The 16,599-nt window shown below is 46.4% G+C and carries 17 protein-coding genes and 1 riboswitch; of the genes, 4 read left to right on the top strand and 13 right to left on the bottom strand.

Annotated features, from left to right (window positions below):
* Positions 1–151 precede the first annotated feature (151 nt).
* Positions 152–544: a thiol-disulfide oxidoreductase DCC family protein gene (locus B9Y93_RS06520; protein ID WP_085493493.1), complete on the top strand. Its 393-nt coding sequence runs from the start codon at positions 152–154 to the stop codon at positions 542–544.
* 190 nt (positions 545–734) lie between these two features.
* Here B9Y93_RS06520 and B9Y93_RS06525 read toward each other — a convergent pair whose 3' ends face one another.
* On the bottom strand, positions 735–2,099 hold the full coding sequence (locus tag B9Y93_RS06525; RefSeq protein ID WP_085493494.1) for an MATE family efflux transporter: 1,365 nt from the start codon (positions 2,097–2,099) through the stop codon (positions 735–737).
* A 195-nt stretch (positions 2,100–2,294) separates the two neighbouring features.
* Between B9Y93_RS06525 and xerS the strand changes: the two genes are divergently transcribed.
* Positions 2,295–3,365, top strand: coding sequence for a tyrosine recombinase XerS (xerS, locus tag B9Y93_RS06530; RefSeq protein ID WP_085493495.1), 1,071 nt, complete (start codon positions 2,295–2,297; stop codon positions 3,363–3,365).
* Positions 3,366–3,509: 144 nt separating this feature from the next.
* On the opposite strand, the gene B9Y93_RS06535 is transcribed toward xerS, so the two are convergent.
* The 7 genes from B9Y93_RS06535 to B9Y93_RS06565 form a co-directional block, all read right to left on the bottom strand.
* Entirely contained in the window at positions 3,510–4,229 is a 720-nt protein-coding gene (locus tag B9Y93_RS06535; RefSeq protein WP_306456749.1) for a DUF4247 domain-containing protein, read from the bottom strand.
* 30 nt (positions 4,230–4,259) lie between these two features.
* Positions 4,260–4,766 carry a DUF4178 domain-containing protein gene (locus B9Y93_RS06540; protein WP_085493497.1) on the bottom strand — a complete coding sequence of 169 codons (507 nt, stop codon included), beginning with the start codon at positions 4,764–4,766 and terminating at the stop codon, positions 4,260–4,262.
* Between the two features lie 29 nt (positions 4,767–4,795).
* On the bottom strand, positions 4,796–5,215 hold the full coding sequence (locus B9Y93_RS06545) for a DUF350 domain-containing protein (RefSeq protein ID WP_085493498.1): 420 nt from the start codon (positions 5,213–5,215) through the stop codon (positions 4,796–4,798).
* 129 nt (positions 5,216–5,344) lie between these two features.
* A complete protein-coding gene (locus B9Y93_RS06550; RefSeq protein ID WP_085493499.1) occupies positions 5,345–6,025 on the bottom strand; it encodes a PspA/IM30 family protein in 681 nt (226 codons plus the stop codon).
* A 605-nt stretch (positions 6,026–6,630) separates the two neighbouring features.
* Positions 6,631–6,996 carry a prenylated flavin chaperone LpdD gene (gene lpdD, locus B9Y93_RS06555; protein WP_085493500.1) on the bottom strand — a complete coding sequence of 122 codons (366 nt, stop codon included), beginning with the start codon at positions 6,994–6,996 and terminating at the stop codon, positions 6,631–6,633.
* Position 6,997: 1 nt separating this feature from the next.
* A complete protein-coding gene (locus B9Y93_RS06560) occupies positions 6,998–7,930 on the bottom strand; it encodes a dihydroorotate dehydrogenase (protein WP_085493501.1) in 933 nt (310 codons plus the stop codon).
* Positions 7,911–8,615, bottom strand: a complete 705-nt coding sequence (locus B9Y93_RS06565; protein WP_085493502.1) for a dihydroorotate dehydrogenase electron transfer subunit — start codon at positions 8,613–8,615, stop codon at positions 7,911–7,913. The genes B9Y93_RS06560 and B9Y93_RS06565 overlap by 20 nt, the downstream gene beginning before the upstream one ends.
* 286 nt (positions 8,616–8,901) lie before the next feature.
* Between B9Y93_RS06565 and B9Y93_RS06570 the strand changes: the two genes are divergently transcribed.
* The gene (locus tag B9Y93_RS06570; RefSeq protein WP_085493503.1) at positions 8,902–9,996 is read left to right on the top strand and encodes a polysaccharide deacetylase family protein; all 1,095 of its coding nucleotides are present in this window, start codon (positions 8,902–8,904) and stop codon (positions 9,994–9,996) included.
* Positions 9,997–10,064: 68 nt separating this feature from the next.
* Here B9Y93_RS06570 and B9Y93_RS06575 read toward each other — a convergent pair whose 3' ends face one another.
* The 5 genes from B9Y93_RS06575 to B9Y93_RS06595 form a co-directional block, all read right to left on the bottom strand.
* Positions 10,065–10,802 (bottom strand): 3D domain-containing protein, encoded by a 738-nt coding sequence (locus tag B9Y93_RS06575; protein WP_085493504.1) that lies wholly within the window; start codon positions 10,800–10,802, stop codon positions 10,065–10,067.
* A 9-nt stretch (positions 10,803–10,811) separates the two neighbouring features.
* A riboswitch (cyclic di-AMP (ydaO/yuaA leader) is annotated at positions 10,812–10,999 on the bottom strand.
* A 223-nt stretch (positions 11,000–11,222) separates the two neighbouring features.
* Positions 11,223–11,945, bottom strand: coding sequence for an amino acid ABC transporter ATP-binding protein (locus B9Y93_RS06580; RefSeq protein ID WP_085493505.1), 723 nt, complete (start codon positions 11,943–11,945; stop codon positions 11,223–11,225).
* The gene (locus B9Y93_RS06585; protein WP_244903302.1) at positions 11,932–12,591 is read right to left on the bottom strand and encodes an amino acid ABC transporter permease; all 660 of its coding nucleotides are present in this window, start codon (positions 12,589–12,591) and stop codon (positions 11,932–11,934) included. The genes B9Y93_RS06580 and B9Y93_RS06585 overlap by 14 nt, the downstream gene beginning before the upstream one ends.
* A 129-nt stretch (positions 12,592–12,720) precedes the next feature.
* Positions 12,721–13,530, bottom strand: coding sequence for a transporter substrate-binding domain-containing protein (locus B9Y93_RS06590; protein ID WP_240968277.1), 810 nt, complete (start codon positions 13,528–13,530; stop codon positions 12,721–12,723).
* 715 nt (positions 13,531–14,245) lie between these two features.
* Positions 14,246–14,914, bottom strand: a complete 669-nt coding sequence (locus tag B9Y93_RS06595; RefSeq protein WP_085493506.1) for a helix-turn-helix transcriptional regulator — start codon at positions 14,912–14,914, stop codon at positions 14,246–14,248.
* 160 nt (positions 14,915–15,074) lie between these two features.
* Here B9Y93_RS06595 and B9Y93_RS06600 point away from each other — a divergent pair, with 160 nt between their 5' ends.
* Complete coding sequence (locus B9Y93_RS06600) at positions 15,075–16,472, top strand: MFS transporter (protein WP_139829142.1); 1,398 nt, start codon at positions 15,075–15,077, stop codon at positions 16,470–16,472.
* Positions 16,473–16,599 lie beyond the last annotated feature (127 nt).

The raw sequence follows: 16,599 nt of genomic DNA on the forward strand, positions 1-16,599 counted from the left end.
TATGTCGTAAGGGTGCGCTTCCTTATAGCTAATTTGTACAATATATGATCATTCAAAACAAGGAAATCCTTATACGAAGCTGCAAATGATCCTCGCTTACTATGATAAAATAATCGTAAGAGCATGCTGACTGCTGACAGGAGGAAGATCAATGGCCCATATTATATTGTTTGATGGAGAATGTAATTTTTGCGATAAAAGCGTCCAATTTATTATCAAGCGTGATCCGGAAGCTGTATTTTCCTTTGCCTCCCAGCAAAGCGCGATTGGGCAATCTCTGCTTCATGACTATGGTCTGCCTTCCAAGCTGGATAGTTTTGTCTATATTCAGCATCACGAGGTGTACCTGAAATCGTCGGCTGCACTAAGAATCTGCAAGCGCTTGAAGGGCTTCTGGAAGCTGTGCACCATCTTCTTGCTCGTGCCAAGGCCGATTCGGGACGCCGTGTATAACTATGTTGCCTCCCATCGCTATCAATGGTTTGGAAAAAAGGACAGCTGCGCCCTGCCAACTCCTGAGATCCGCAAGCGCTTCTTGTCTTAATTGGTTAAGCTCGGCACATAGAATGCATGGAATGTTCTCTTGCTCCATACGTGCTGCAGCTGTTGGAAGTGTGTATGCAGACATCATCGTACAGCATGCTTGACTATCTCTGTATATCATTAAAGAGGCAGCCCCAATTCCACTTGGGACTGCCTCTTCGTATTGTCGATCATGATTCATTCAAGTGATCTTAAGCTTCCTTCAAGGTTCCTTGCTTTGCTTTTCGTTCAATGACAGCCAGCCTTGCGAACAAGCCCACTGCACCGAATGCCAACCCCACGATCAAGCCAATCCAGTATCCGTAAGCGTCCAGATCCGTAAATTCAGCAAGGGCATACCCGGTTGGAAGCCCGATTACCCAATAAGAGATGAAGGCAATAATAAACACCGCATTAACATCCTTATACCCTCTTAAAGTCCCTTGAATGGGGGCAGCGATCGCATCTGACAACTGGAAGAAGATCGCATAGAACAAGAAGGTTTGGGTGAGCGCTCTGACCTCAGGCTCGGGATTATAGAGCGCAGCGACATCGGACGAGAACAAGAATAATAAGACCGCACATAATGCCGAAAGTCCGATTGCCGAGCCAATTCCTAGCCGAGCATATTGTTTGGCATCCTCATAACGCTTCGCCCCAACTTCAAATCCAACTAGAATCGTCAAGCTCATGGCTACACTAAGCGGCAGCATATACAGGAGTGAAGCAAAGTTCATCGCCGCTTGATGTGAGGCAATCGTAATCGTATCATAATTGCTCATCAGAAGCGTCACGATTGCGAAGATGCTAACCTCAAAAAAGATGGATAAGCCAATGGGTGTTCCGATGCGAAGAACTTCCTTCCACGTCAGCCAGTTGATTTTTTCGAACATGGACAGCATGCCCAGCTCACGCATGCCATCATTTTGCTTCATAAACCAGATCGCAATCAGCATAATGATGATATACGTAATCGATGTTGCGAGCCCGGAGCCTGCGCCACCCAGCGCCGGGAATCCAAACTTGCCGAAGATGAGCATGTAGTTAAGCAGGACATTAATGGGAAAGGACAGCAGCGTAATAAACATCGTTACGCGTGTTTGTCCAAGTCCGTCTATACTAGCTCTCAATACCGTATAGATCAGCACAGGCACAACCCCGATGCCGAGATAGTGCAAATAATGAGTGGCAACCTCAGCTACATCCGGCTCAAGGCTCATCGCTTGAAGGATGGGTTCAATCGCAAAGGCCCCTGCCAGGATCAACACAAAGCCAAATGCCACTGCCAAGTATCCGGACTGAATCACGCTTGAGGCAATACGATCCTTCTTGCGAGCACCTAGTGCTTGCGCTACTATGGGGGTCACTCCGAGAAAAATGCCGGATACCCCTGTATAGACCGGAGTCCACAGGCTTGCGCCAATGGCGACGCCTGCTAGATTCTCCTTATTGAAGTTACCGGACATTACGGTATCAAAGAACACCATAAATTGCATGGCGACCTGCGTAATAAAGATCGGTAACAGGATGTGAAGCATCATCTTCACTTTTTGCTTCCACGTGTGTGTCTGATTCATAATGATCTGTCGCAGCCTTTCATGATGAATTGCATCTCTATAGTTTAAGCTTTCTAAGGGTAAAAGGAAACCTTTATTCTTTGAAAATATGATAAAATAAGAATTTGAGCCGCATTCTCAGTGAATAGGATAAATTATAATTAGCTTCATATATATTTAATATAATTAATTATTTGTATAGGGGGTTGTTCTCTCATGACGATACAAAAACAGAAGGATCGATTACAAGTCGATCAGAAGCTCCCAACGATGCCTTGGTACGTCCAGCAATTTATTGAATATAAGCTTCCTGATTTGTCGCCATCCACGCTTCTTGAATACATCAGAGATTATGAGATTTTCTTCGACTGGCTGATCCAAGAGGGAATCAGCACAGGACCGGATATCCACTCCGTTACATTGGAGCAGCTTGAGTCCCTTCGAATGGAGCAAGTAACGGCGTACCGTATCTACTTAACAACCTATAAGGAACAGAAGAACAGCAGAATCACCCTTTCACGCAAGCTGTCCTCTCTGCGCTCGCTCTTTCATTATTTAAGCCAAATCGCAGAGGATGAGAACTTCTATCCGCTGCTAAAACGCAATATTATGGCCAAAATTGAGATCAAGCGGGTGCATAAGCCTAAGGATACAGCAGCGAAGCTCAAAGGAAAGCTGCTGGAGGAAGATGAGCTGTTCGACTTCGTTGATTATGTGCGGACGGGGTATGCTGCGGATGTGTCAGATAACAAGCAAGCCTTGTATGCTCATGAGCATAACGCGATTCGCGATGCTGCGATTGTGAGCTTGATCTTGAATTCCGGTCTGCGTGTGAGTGAGGTCGTTAATCTGAACATGGATGATGTGGATATGAATAATCGCATGCTCTATGTCTCTAGAAAGGGCAATCAGGACGAGACCTTTAAGACACCCGTCTACTTCAGAGAGCGTGCAAAAGAGGATATTCAAGCTTATTTGGAGCTTCGCGCCGCCCGATACCCTACGCCAAAGCGCGAAAAGGCCTTTTTCCTTGCGATAAAAAATGGGGAGAAAGAAGGAAAAAGGATGACTAAGCGTGCCATGCAGGCCATGATTATCAAGTATGCCAAAGCCTTCGGCAAGCCATCATTAACCGTTCATAAGCTGCGTCATTCCTTTGCTACCGATTACTATCTGCAAAATGATATTTACAAGACAAAAGAGCAGCTTGGTCATGCCTCGACCGAGACAACGGAGATCTATGCTCATCTCACAGACAAGACTATGTCTGAGGCGATAGATCGCTGAGTGGAATAACCGTTATTCATCGTTCTTCAGGAAGACAGCTTGAAGGCCGATTGAACATCATTTAAGTCAACGCCATTAGGTGAGCGTAAAAAAGGACCATCTGCTATAAACAGCACATGGTCCTTCCATTATATCCTGTTAAGGTTACCTTCGTCCTCTTCGGAACACACTGCCTTTCCCTACTCTAGTCTTTGGCGGTTTTTGCTTTTTAATTGTCGGCTTCTTCACGCTTGTTCCTGATTTATCCCGGCTTATGCTGCCTTTGGAATTGGAAGGCGTTCGATTGAATATGCTGCCTCCGCTGCCAACGGTGGAATCCTTGCTTGAGCCGCGTTTAAAGATCGAACCCTTTTTATCGACCGTAATCGGCGGCGCCTTCTTCAGATCCTCCTTGGTCGGAGCGTGATATGGCTTAGCTGGCGTGTATGTTTTTCGGTCCGAATAGCCTCTGTATTTGCCGATGCTTTTAAGCGAATCGAACATGCTGTCTACGATCTTATAGGTAAGATACATCTCAAGGAAGCTGCGGTCATAGTTCTTCTGAACGTATTCCTTCGAAGCAACTTCAATCAGAGAATCCTCCGGGAATTCCTGATCCTGCTGGATCTGAATGATCTGATTCGAATAGACAAGGAACATCCGCTCGGTGTCTTCCTTGGATATCTGCTCCGGACGCTGCTTGTCAGCGAGCAGCTTCGCAGCCTCAGGGACTGTCGTCTTTTCAGCGCGGTATACATATGAAGTCTGATTGCCATCCTCGGTAACCGATTCAAGCGGGAACTGTTCGGCAATATTCACCTGCCCACAAGCGGCGAGCAGAGGGAAGATGAGTGTTACAACAAGCAGGCATTTAATCCAATACAAGGATTTATTCTTCATGGTTTTTATACAGATTTACGATTGTCTCATGACTCGAACGTCAGGAGCCAGAATCGATTCCCCTTCATATAGCTGGAATCGGCCATCCTGCCACTCAATGCGCAAGAGCTTCCGATTATCCGCTTGGTAATCCCATACATATTGCTCGCCTGCAGTGCCGAATGGAGTCTGCCCCGTTACCATCACTTGACCGTTATACTGATCCTCTAAGTAGAACCAGGTTCCATCCAATTCAATCTCAGTCGGAACTTCATCTACAGCATCCAATCTGCCGTCGATGGAATCGAACAACGTGTAATACAGCTGTTCTCTTTTTTCAATTCGCAAATATTTCATCTGCGCCCCATCTCGAAGCGTCAGCCATACAGAGGAGCGAACCCTCCATTCCGTACGTCCAATAATCTCGTATGTCACAAGCGATACTTCAACGATGTCGCCAGGCATTAAGCTAATTGGCGTCTTCTCTGGCTTGGGTGGCTCTGGCTTCTCTATGATCTTGCGCATTCGTTTCCATAGACTCATGCCTGATCACTCCCTTCTTTCCCCTTGCTTTATAAGCAAGCTGCGATAATAAATGCTCCTACGACGTGCAAGGAGCCTGCGAGCAAGGCGTGGGACATCATTCCGTTCTTCGTGCCTTCCTCGAGATTCAAGTTGAACATCACACGCAGGATGAGGCGAACCAACCATTCAATAATGAGCAAAATAATAAAGGCAATTACGGAATAAATTAATGCCTCTCCCAAGCTGTAAGCAACTCGAATGGAAGTTGAGAGGATATAGCCTTGTGCGAACAGCTTCATCACGAATCTTGTGGTGACAGCCACATTCCCTTTTTTCATCTCGCGCATATCGTTGTAAGACGTAAAAATGGAGTCTACAAACATTAAAATGAACAGCAGCACTACACTGATTCCTGTCCACACTCCAATGGCTTGCACATTTTGCAAGGTTACATTTAATTGATCCACCTTATATCCTCCTATGTGTCAATACAGCTGTACACGCTGCGAGCAGCGATGTGCCGTCGAATAAAGACGCTTGCTGGCGCAAGCGTCTTTTCTTCATGCTATCTACAGACTTATGTGTGAAGATCCGGATTAATTCCCGGATTTCTCTTCTTGTACCTTCTTCATAATAGCAGCAAGCTCATCTTCAACCTCTCTGCTGGAGCCAAGCTTAGCAAACTCATCATCAAGCGAGGAATTCTTGCCCACAAGCTCATTGCTCGCATCCGCCTGTGCTTCCATCTGAAGCATCTTCTCTTCCATGCGCTTAAGACCAGCTGTTGCAGTGTCGGAGCTGAAGCCAGACATTGTTTTGTTGATTTCATTTTGAGCCTTGGCAGCATTGTAGCGCGCAACAAGCGTTTCACGTTTGTTTTTCATATCCGTGTATTGCTTGCGCATCTCATTAAGCTTATTGCGAAGATTGTCTGCAGATTCTTTATTCTGATCATAATTGATCTTGAACTCAGCCATCTTCTGCTCTGCCGCTTTCTTCTCTTCAAGCGCACGGCGCGCAAGATCAAGATTGCCAGCGCCAACTGCAATATGCGCTTGCTCCTCACGTTTCTTCACCAGTGCTTCCTGCTCTTCGTATTGCTGCTTGAAACGCTTCTCTATAGCGATCTGCTGTGCGACTGCACGCTCCGCCTCTTCCAGATCCTCTTGCATATCACGCAAATATTGATCCGTCATCTTGATTGGATCTTCCGCCTTATCAATCAGTGCATATAAATTCGACATCGTCACATCTCTTAAACGTTTGAACAAAGACATTTCGTCACTACCTCCTCAGATATCAACACCATAATAACGGTTATTGCTAGTATAATACGAATCAAAAACAAGCGAGTTTCATTTTTGTATCTTAATCCATATTGCTCTTTTTTAAAAGATATGTAAAGCGGCAGCATAGCCGTTAGTATCGAAGCAGCAGGACATGTCAGCTTGATACCGTCCCAAGTCCTTCTAGCGAGAACTGATGCTTGTGAACCAAATGAGGAGATGGATCTTAGCTTCACCTTTGATACCTTGGAGGAGCGCCTAATGGCGGCATTCTGCTGGAAAGTGGCTCAGGGGCGTGGTATTCCAACTAACATGTGTAAAGACGTATATTGTATAGACGTATGATGATTGAACATTTAACTATCGATTGAATAATCAAGGCATCTTGCAAGCCACCGCCATATTTAACCCCATTAAGTAAATGTTGTTGTGGATTCAAGAGCGCCTTTGCCCTCTTAGCGCTTAATTCCAAGCAATTGTATGTCTTCTTTTTGCATGTCTATTTTTTATGTCCCAAATAAAAAAGGCCGTCTTCGCATGCATACGAAAACGGCTCTCGATTACTCAACGGTGTTTATTCCTTCGACTTTTAACGGTCAGTTGTGATTTAAATGCTTGTAAAGAGTACTTCGAAACACCTGCCAGGATGCATCGACCACCTCTGCAATCTGTTCCTTCTTCAGATGATCAAAGTGAACGCCAGCGATAATGGTAATATTTCCGTTCAGCACTTGTGCAGCTTCCTGAGCCATATCCTCCGTTAGAAGATGCTCTTTATGTCCTGGAATGGACTGTGTCATCACTTGCGGCTCTTCAGTCTCCAAGTCGCGATAAATCGTCGAGATCGCTCCAATATGATGATCCGATTCCTTGTCTCCGCCTGTTAAGACAATAAGCCAGTCTCGACCAATCGCAGTGACCCTGCATTGAATAGCCTGTTCGGGAACCTTCCAGCTGCTCATGCTAGATGATTCCTCTAATCTCATCAAGGCTTTGGATGTTTTCAAGCTCCATAAAGCTTTGCAGCCCCGCCAGCAATTCTTCGCCTGCCCGCAGATTCATAAAGTTGTACGTCCCTACTTGGACGACTTCAGCGCCCGCCATAATGAACTCAATGATATCGGAAGCATTCGAGATGCCTCCCATACCGATCACAGGAACGCTAACCGCCTTGGCTACCTGATGCACCATCCGCAGGGCGATCGGCTTAATGCATGGGCCCGACAAGCCTGCATACATGTTGTTGAACATGCTCTTGCGGTCATGAATATCAATCTTCATGCCAGAGAAGGTATTAACAAGCGAGATGCTCTCTGCCCCTTCCTCCTCGCACATGACGGCCATCTCCACGATATCCTCTGCTTGCGGCGATAGTTTTACCGCTAACGGCAGCGAGGTCACTTGACGAACCTCACGAATCACTTCTCTTGCAACAGCGGTTTTGATGCCGAAGGCAATCCCGCCTTCTTTTACATTCGGGCAGGAGATATTCAGCTCAACCATGTCTACAGCTTTCTTTTTGTTCTTATGGCGCTCATCCGCATCCTGCGTAATCTTAAGTGCACCTTGCACGTACTCTTCGATATTGCTGCCGCCCAGATTCACAATCTTCACAGGCTCAATGGTTTCCCAGAACTTCATCTCTTCTTGTAAAAATGCATCAATGCCAGGGTTCTCCAGGCCTACACTATTCAGCATCCCGCCTGCGGTCTCCACCATGCGAGTCCCTGTATTGCCGCGGCGCGGGTGAAGTGTTAAGCCCTTCGATGATATTCCGCCTAATATATTGATGTCATACAGCTTGGCAAACTCTCGGCCAAAGCCGAATGTTCCAGATGCCATAATGATTGGATTGTTAAAAGGAATGCCAGCAACCTTACAAGCTAAGTTCCGCATGCCACTCCACCTCCTGCGCATGAAATACAGGTCCGTCCGAACAAACCTTTTTATTTTTCTCCTTGTTCATCACAGAGCAGACATAGCATGCTCCAATACCGCAAGCCATTCGTTTTTCGAAGGATACATAAATATCGGTGTCCAACCCCTCGCCTTTTAACGCTACAGCCTTCATCATACCGAGTGGACCACATACAAACACTTGGTCGTATTTGGCCAAATCCAAATCTTCTAGAAGGTTTCCGTTAACCGTAACATTGAGCTCATTGGCATATGGCTCGTACATTTCAGTCAAATAGGATTGACCACGGAAGCCAAGATATATATCTGGCTTGTCCTTTAACTGCTTTGCCGTGTACAACAGCGGAGCTACACCGATACCGCCGCCAACCAATGCTGTCTTGCCTGTCACTTCCGGAAATCCATTGCCGAAAGGACCTTCCAGCTGAATTTGATCCTGGGCACGCAGTCTAGCAAACATTCGCGTACCTTCGCCAGCAACCTTGTACAAGAATTGGATTGCGTTCTCTTCCACATTAAAAATACTGATAGGGCGGGACAAAATAGGTTCCCGATCCCAAGCACGAAGCATGAAGAATTGACCCATGCGCGCTTGAAATTGACCTTCTACCGTCATAAGATAAATGCCTTCTGAGATGCGTTCATTGGAAACAATAGTGTGCACAGTCATTCTCCCTTTGTGAGGTTTACAACTATAACTATGTCATGTACACATAGGGTTAACTGTGACCATTATCACAAAGACTGAAAACTTTTGATACAGTGTACGAAAGTTATCAGAAATTTAGAAAGGTTTTCTATTCTTACATGAAATCACTAGAAGATTGCTCATTTCTTCCTTTCAATCGAGGAACTGGAAGCAAGGAATTCCCTTGGGATGTAAGCCAAGCATATTTCATTCCATATAGGGACATAACAAGGGTATCATTCCTATGCAGGAAAGGAGACTTATGATGCGGCAATCCTTCAAGCTGATCATGATATGCATAATTGTCTCGCTCCTCGGTGGGTGCCACACTGCCGTCACGGAACCTAAGAAGGCACTGCCAGCTCTGCCTGAGCAGGCAAATTGGACGAACTCATCTCCAATCGATGCTTCCTCTCATCATGAAATGATACAAGTTGCTCCTTCAAAGCATACGAGACAATCACCACAGGCTGAGGGAGACAAGAAACTGAAATTCACCCTGCATGCAGAAAAGAAACAGCAGCAGCTTCAAGAGGCGAATCATTCACAATTAAAAAAACGGCAGAAGCTTCAGCAATCCAATCGTCATACGAATCATCAATCTGGCCAGCAGACGAAGCAGAATCGTCACACTCACAAGGAGCATCGCAAACAGCTCCACGCGCAGACGATGACGAAGGAACGCAAGCTTTCCTTGCCAGAGCTTCGGATTCGCTATCCCGACATATTCAAGATGCGAGGATCGGCCTCGGAGAAAAAAGTCGCGTTGACATTTGACGATGTTCCCGACAATACGGTTACTCCTGTCGTGCTCGATATTTTAAAGGAAATGAACGTGAAGGCCACGTTTTTCCTAGTTGGATACCGGGCTAAGGCTCATCCCGAGCTAGTCAAGCGGATCGTCGCTGAAGGGCATACTTTAGGCAATCATACCTACAGCCATCCCTTGCTGACAAAGGCAGAGATGCCTAAGTTTATTAATCAGCTCAAAGATACAGAGGATATCATTGAAGCTTTGGCAGGGTATAAGCCTCGTTTCTTCCGCCCTCCCTTTGGAGAAATCACGGAGGAGCAGTTAAAATGGGCTGGGGATCACGGTTACATCGTCGTAAACTGGGATGTTGACTCTAATGATTGGCGCGGCATTTCAACGAAAGCCGTCGAAGATAATGTCATGTCCACCGTCTCCTCTGGTTCGATCGTTCTTCAGCATGCAGGCGGCAATGGCAAGCGGGAATACCTGCAAAATACGATTCATGCGTTACCCTCCATTATCAAGCAGCTGCGCGCACAGGATTATCACTTCGTCACATTGCCTGAACTGCTCCATGATCAGCAGCAAAAGCGCGAGCAATAAAATGAAAATATACATGAAACAGACCTAATCGATCAACGATTAGGTCTGTCAGCATTCAGGTCTCCTTATTACTTCAACACATATACTTCAATCTGCTGCACGCCAAAGGTTGAGCCAACCTTTTTGCTAACTGGAACAAACAGATCGATACGCTTTTTCTTAATCTTGCTGCCTGTATCCGACGCTACAGCAACATATCCTCCTTCAGGAAGATGACGGAATTGATAGCCGGTTACAAAGAGCTTCGTTCCAAGTGGAATCACATCTGGATCTACAGCTACCGTACCAAGCTTAAGGTCATTTCCAAGTGCATCGACCGCGCCCCATGGACCATTCTCACTAGGATGGGCCGTGTATGCCGTTGCTTTCATGGATAGCTTCTTCGCATATTTCATGTCTCGGCCATTAATGGTAATAACATTCTTAGGCACGTTCTTTTTAGGCTTATTGACGGGTGTTGCTGCTGCGCTCTTGGCAGCCTTTGCTTCAGTTGCTGGTTTTGCTTCTTCACTAGAAGCCTGTCCTTCTGCTTGTACAGAAGCCGCATGCAAAGGATTCAAGGCCTGAAACTCCTTGGTTGGAGCTGGCATCGACATTTCAATGCCGCCTACTGTATCCTTCGCTGCGATCATCGGATGATCTGCAAGCAATGATTCCATGCCAAGCTTATATTCTTGTGCCACCGTATAAAACGAATTTGCACTACCCTCTGGCTCATCCGAGGATGCATACACAGGCAGTATAGCAAGCACAGTTGCTACACTCAGCAGCACGCCGGTAACCGTTACAAGTAGTCTTTTTTTCATAAAAATAAGTACCTCCTTGATTTACGCCTTCGGGGTTAGTTGTCGGATTCGGGTAAGGAGTTCCCGTCTAGGCGCTTGGCTTGCATTAGATTAGCGCCATTGATTCACCCCAAGATTCTATGAAAAGCTGTTTCATTTGCTTTAGCAGAATCAAGAAAGCGTCCCCCGCCACAACATGTGTTCGGCTCGCAAAGCATCATATCACAATTTTGTAACCTGTGCGCAGGTATTTATTGTAATATCCTGCAAGTCCTTGCCTGACAAGGGATTCAGAAGCCACTTTTGTTACAGTTGTATTACAAAATCGTCACCTGACTTTCGTTAAGAATTGCATTTATTGGCATGTAAACAAATCAAAAAGACATCTTCTGCAAGCTGCTCAGAAGATGCCTATCCTCATTCATCGGTATTCCGGTCATGTTATAGAACTTTACCCAAAAAATCCTTAGTGCGCTCGTGCTGAGGGCTGCCAAAGATCTGCTCTGGCGATCCCTGTTCAACGATGACGCCCCCATCCATAAAGATGATGCGATCCCCCACCTCACGAGCAAAGCCCATCTCATGCGTCACAATCGCCATGGTCATCCCGGACTCCGCCAGTCCCTTCATGACCCCGAGCACTTCTCCCACCATCTCCGGATCAAGTGCGGACGTTGGCTCGTCAAACAGCATCACATGCGGCTGCATCGCTAGCGCCCTTGCAATCGCAATACGCTGCTTCTGACCACCAGAGAGCTGTGAAGGGTAAGAGGCCGCTTTGTCTGCCAGCCCTACCTTCTGAAGCAAGTCCATAGCGATCGCATTGGCCTCCTCTTTGTTCATCTTCTTCACCTTGATGGGCGAGATCGTAATATTCTCAAGCACCGTCATATGAGGGAACAGGTTAAACGATTGAAACACCATTCCCATCTTCTCACGAGTCTTGTTCATATTATGCTTTTTACGATTAATAACTTCGCCTTCAAACACGACGTCGCCCGCAGTCGGCACCTCCAGCAGGTTCAAGCAGCGAAGCAAGGTACTCTTCCCAGAACCAGAGGGTCCAATAATAACGACGACCTCCCCTTTGTCGATACGAAGATCAATACCTTTTAGAATCTCATTTTTCCCAAATGATTTATGGAGCTCTCTAGTTTCGATCATCTTTGTTCAACTTCCTTTCAAGAGCGACGATGCCTTTTGACAAGGTGAAAGTCATAATAAAGTAGAAGAATGCTGCTCCAAGCAAAGGAGCGAGCGCTGTATACGTCTTCGAGCGTATAATGTTCGTCTCGAACATCAGATCGGCAAGTCCGATGACACTGACGATTGACGTTTCTTTAATAATGGTCACAAACTCATTGCCGATTGCAGGCAATACGCTGCGGAATGCTTGCGGCATCACGATATGGCGGAATGTCATCGCTCTCCCCATGCCAAGCGAGCGAGCGGCCTCGGCTTGCCCTCTATCGACGCCTTGAATGCCCGCACGGAAGATCTCAGCTAGATAAGCGGCGCTGTTCATCGACACCGCGATGAGGCCTGCTCCAAACATGCTCGTCGAAATGCCATATTCCGATAAGCCGAAGTATACGATAAAGAGCTGTACAAGCAGCGGCGTGCCGCGAAACACTTCAATATAAGTGACACTGATCCAGCGCAGCGGCTTAATGGATGATATACGCATAAGTACAAGAACAATACCAAGGATAACGCCAACTAAGACCCCTAATAGCGATAAAGACACCGTAGTGCCCACACCAGATAAATATCCGGATTTATATTCTATAATCGTTTCAAATACATTCACGAATATTAACTCCCTTTCCATCTCTTGCCTGATAGTCGTAAACACAAGGAGAAACGCCTCCAAATCCTCACCGGATGGAAAAGCGTTTCTAATCCATAGCTGTATATCTAATCCTCGAAGCTCGAAGTATTAATCGCTTTCTACCAGGCGGTTTGCTTCATTAATGAACTCATCGAGCTTGCCTTCATTCTTCAAGCGCTCAATTGTCTTGTCAATTGCGGCTTGAAGCTTCGGACTATTCTTGGCTACCCCTGCAACATAGCCTTCACTAGCAGGCTCAAGCTGAATTGGAGCAATGACTACATTCGAATTGTTGCTTGCATAGGCTTGTGCGACTGGAAGCTCTACAAGAACAGCTCCAGCACGATTGCTCTCCAATGCCTGCACGAGATCTCCAACCTTGTCTAGCTGCATCAGCTGCTCTTTATCATTGAACGCTGGAATCTGAGTGGCGACGTCAACGAAGGTTGAACCGGTTTGTACCCCGATGGTCAGTCCTTTAAGATCGTCTGCCGACTTGAACTTATCCGCATCATCCTTCTTTACCAATACACCAGCTACAGCCGTGTAGTAGGTTTTGGAGAATAGCATCGCTTTCTCACGCTCAGGTGTAGGGTCCATTGCCGCCATGGCAAAGTCCGCTTTGCCTGTCGCAACACTCTCTACAACCGCAGAGAAGCTCATATCTTTAATCTCGAGCTCAACACCAAGATCCTTAGCAATCTCTTCGGCGATCATAATGTCGTAGCCCACGATCTTGTCTTTTCCGTCAATGTCTTTGTGGAATTCAAATGGTGCATATTCTGCATTGGTCGCAAGCACCAGCTTCTTCGCGCTTTGTGCTGCATCATAACGATCTTCTTTAGCGCCACAACCGACTAATAAAGCCATAAGGAGCATAGATACTGTTGCCATTTTGAATACTTTACTTTTTTTCATTGAAGTAACCCCACTTCTATCTATTTGTCTGTACCAGATAATATTAGTGTTCAGCATGTCTGGTGGAATGACCTCATTATACATACTTATGCATACTTATACAATACTTTTTCTAAAAAATATTTTTGACATAATATGAAGGGTAGAGGAGTCAACATTATTTTTACCATCGTTCAATCATAACGATAATGTTTAAGATTCCCTAATCCGGCTGCAGTCATCCCGCCTCAACAATGACAGACCCGCAGGATGCCTCGCATGTATAACAAGCTGGGAATTGCAGTGCTTTCCATAATAGCAAGCGATCTCCACCTAGCATAAGAACCATTCCGCTCGATGTGCATTTAACCTATCTAACCCGTTTGTTCCAGTTCAGGATCATTTCGGATATGCATGATTGTTCATTTGCTATTTTGGTAATTTATGTTTCTTTTAGCTATCGAGATTGCTGCAGATTAACAGCACATCTATAAGCTTCTCTCTATTCGTTTTTCACAAAATGTATATTTATGTATATCCATGCAACGATCCTGCTTAAACACAGCACACTTATTTCATATATATGAATGTTCTGGAATGTGAATACATGAATGGGCCTTGAACTCTCATTCTCTAACGACTTACACTTGTCTTCTTAAATCAGAGCCTACACAAAAATAGAGCTATGGAATCTGCCCATAGCTCTAACGCTCGCCTTCTTGTCTCCATTCGATTATCAATCACGGCCTATTGGGGGAGTAATCACATAGACACACCGGATATCCCCTTCAAGGATATGTTCACTTCTCGTGATCTCCAAGTCAGCACCCAATACCTGCTTAAACATCTCGACTTCCTTCTTGCATAAGCCAGAGCATGCTCGCGCCGCTTCACAGATCGGACAGTGCTTCTCGACAAAGGAATAGGATCCATCTTCATTCTCGATAATTTCCGCCATGTAGCCCTCAGCGGTTCGAGAAGCCGCAAAAGCATTCAATCTTTCCTTCAAAGTCAGGTCCTTTGACACTTTGCTTTGATATTCCATAATTTGATTGCGATTGCGGATGTCGAGCATTCGATCAAGCCCATCCTCGCCAAATGCTTCCTTCATGGACTCGATCAAACTGATCGTAAGATCTGCATAGCCATCAGGGAACAGTCGATTCGCCTCTGATGTAAGCGCCCACATTTTTGCTGGACGTCCCATTGATCTAGGCTCTTCTGAGAACGATACCAACCCTTCCTCCTGTAAACGATACAGATGCTGCCGAACCGCCATAGCGGTGACATGAAGCTCATTGGCCAAGTGCAAAGCATCCATCGCGCCATGATGCTTCAACAGCTTCACAATGCTTCTTCTCGTTCGCTCCGCCCCAAGCTTCGCTTGTGAACGCTCCTTTTTCATGTCGCTTCCCCTTCATTTCTCAAAAGTATCTGTACTGAGATTATAAAGATAAATCTTGACAAAGTCAAAATGACTGGTATATTTTGTTTCTAAAGATCTTTATTTATAAAGTATCCGGATACTTCGTTTTACATTAAACCCATGATGGAAGGTGAAACGATTGGCCTCTCAAAGCATTTTTGCACCACGCTATCTCGCGCTGTCCATTGGCATCATCCTTGCTGCCATGACGATTGGCTTCGAAGGATTGGCCGTGACGACGGTTGCTCCTGCCATTGCTGGTGATTTACAAGGCATTCATTTGTTTGGCTGGATTTTCAGCGCTTATTTGCTCGCGCAAATTGTTGGCACGTTAGTTATCGGTCGGCAAATCGATCGAAAAGGACCCGCATTGCTCTTCACCATTGCCATTATCCTATTCGCTGTCGGTTTGATTATCGCTGCGATTGCAAGCAATATGTACGTGCTCATTGCTTCTCGCGCCCTGCAAGGCTTTGGGGCTGGAGCTATGTATACCTGTATCTATACCGCCATCTCGCTCAGTTATCCTGATGCGCTTCGAGCAAAGATTCTGGGTGCGCTAGGCACGGCTTATGTGCTCCCTTCTATGCTTGGCCCTTACGTGGCAGGCCTCATCGCTTCTCAGTGGTCATGGCGATTTGTCTTCTGGGGTGTTCTTCCCTTCTTGCTCCTTGCCGTCCTGCTAAGTCTGCCTGTATTCCGCAAATTGAAAATGCCTGATGTTGTGGAGAAAAAGGAAGCAGGCGTCATCGGGATGTCTGTAGTGCTTGCTGTTGGGACAGGAATATTCTTAAGCGGCCTTGGGATGCTGCCGAAGATGCTTGGCGCAGTTCTCCTCCTGATCGGATTGCTGTTAATGGCCCAACCGCTCCGCAAGCTCCTGCCCAAAGGCACCATGGTATTCCGCCCTGGCTTATCCTCCCTTATCGCTTCCCGTGGCCTTTTCTTCGCCGCTTATGTGTGCACACAGAATTTCTTGGTGCTAGCACTGACCGATACGAAAGGATTGGCTGCTGACCACGCGGGCCTTGTTGTCGCCAGCGCTGCGCTTAGCTGGTGCATTGTCGCCATTTTACAGGCAAGATGGGATGCGGCAGATCAAGGGCGCGGCCGCAATAAGCGCATTATCGCAGGCATTATGCTGATGCTGCTTGGTATAGGCATTATGGTCTTCGTGCCTACGCTTAACGTTGTGCTCGCGGTCATTGGAGAGATCATTGCCGGCATCGGCATCGGCCTAGCCCATACCACAAGCGGAACCGTTGCTTTTTCCTTAGCGAAGGAAGGCGAAGCCGGCCAAGTATCCGGCAGCTTGCAGTTTGCTGATTCCTTCACGCCTGGCGTTGCTATTGGTATTGGCGGCGCGATTATTGCAATCAGTCAGACGGCTGCCATATCAATGGAAGCGGCGATTACGCTAGCCATGGTATTTAACATCGTACTCGTGCTGCTCAGCTTGCTCGCAAGCTCAAGAACCAAGCTAGCCCAGTCTTCTAGCCAAGAGCCGCAAGCTGGGACTGTGCGAAATGAGATCTAGCCATGCTAACATAAGCGCGACTGTGCTGCTTATATGAGAGATGTCTATCGCGGCCATTCAAAGAGATACGACAGCCCTTAGAGGCAGATTGGAATGCTTTCCTAATTGAATACTGGTTTGCGTTCTA

Origin of the sequence: Paenibacillus aquistagni, assembly GCF_900177815.1 — a bacterium.
GTDB lineage: Bacteria > Bacillota > Bacilli > Paenibacillales > Paenibacillaceae > Paenibacillus_B > Paenibacillus_B aquistagni.